Source organism: Flavobacterium sp. I-STPP5a, assembly GCF_009764685.1.
In the GTDB taxonomy this organism is placed as follows: domain Bacteria; phylum Bacteroidota; class Bacteroidia; order Flavobacteriales; family Flavobacteriaceae; genus Flavobacterium.
Genome location: NZ_VHLM01000033.1, coordinates 1 through 894, shown reverse-complemented (window position 1 = coordinate 894; position 894 = coordinate 1). Strand labels below are relative to the sequence as shown.

The window sequence follows — 894 nt, the reverse complement described above, 5'->3', positions numbered from 1 at the left end:
CTCCTAATTCTTCTGAAAAGGATAGGATTTCTAGCTTTTCTTCTAAACTCCATTTCTTGTATTTCATATATCAAATGTACTATTTGAAATTTAAAATATCACTCCGAACTATTAAGGGGCTAAAATACTACCTATTCTACCTGATTTTAGAATTGAGATATTATGATCCGCAATTTTAAAAATATGTTCATCATATAAAAACCCCCAATTAATTATATTATTCATTAAGGCAATAGTTTCATCAAATTTATTGCTATCAAAATATTCAGCACCATTTGGTGGATTATTAATGACATATTCTATTAAACATCTTATACTTAATGAAATTTGAGTGTTATTTTTAAAATCATCAGAAATAATTTTTTTAATATCACAATGATTTTTAAAACATTCGATTTTTGGAGTCAATTGAAATTTACTATGTTCTCTATTGAAAATAATTCGTTCATAAAAACCTTGTAATTTTGTGATAACATCCTCAAAGTCAAATCTTTTTATATTTTCCCTTATTAAATTCTGAAAATGATCAATTACATTTTTAAGTAAATTTTCTTTCTCAATTCCTACCAAATAAATTTCATTATTAAATTTTGTATACCCTAATGCTTTAGAAAGATTATCTAATTGCTTATTTACATGATAGACTGAGAGTTTCCTGTTATAGTTAATTAAATTTTTAGGATTATTTCTAACATCAATATCAGAAATTTGGAATAATATTTTTTTCTTTTGATTGAGAGGAATATTAGTGTTGATAAAAACATTAATAGAGTTACTTACTTAAAAAACACTTATATTTATAGTAAATACAAGGATATGGAAAGTATATTTCAGGGGGAGAATATTTTAGAGTTCATAAAGACATTCCCAGACGACCAAAGTTGCCGTGAATTT

The 894-nt window shown here is 24.5% G+C and carries 1 protein-coding gene; it reads right to left on the bottom strand.

The genetic code is table 11. The annotated features are described in order from the left end of the window. Positions 1 to 111: 111 nt before the first annotated feature. Positions 112 to 570: a hypothetical protein gene (locus tag FJV36_RS07180; RefSeq protein WP_158980960.1), complete on the bottom strand. Its 459-nt coding sequence runs from the start codon at positions 568 to 570 to the stop codon at positions 112 to 114. Positions 571 to 894 lie beyond the last annotated feature (324 nt).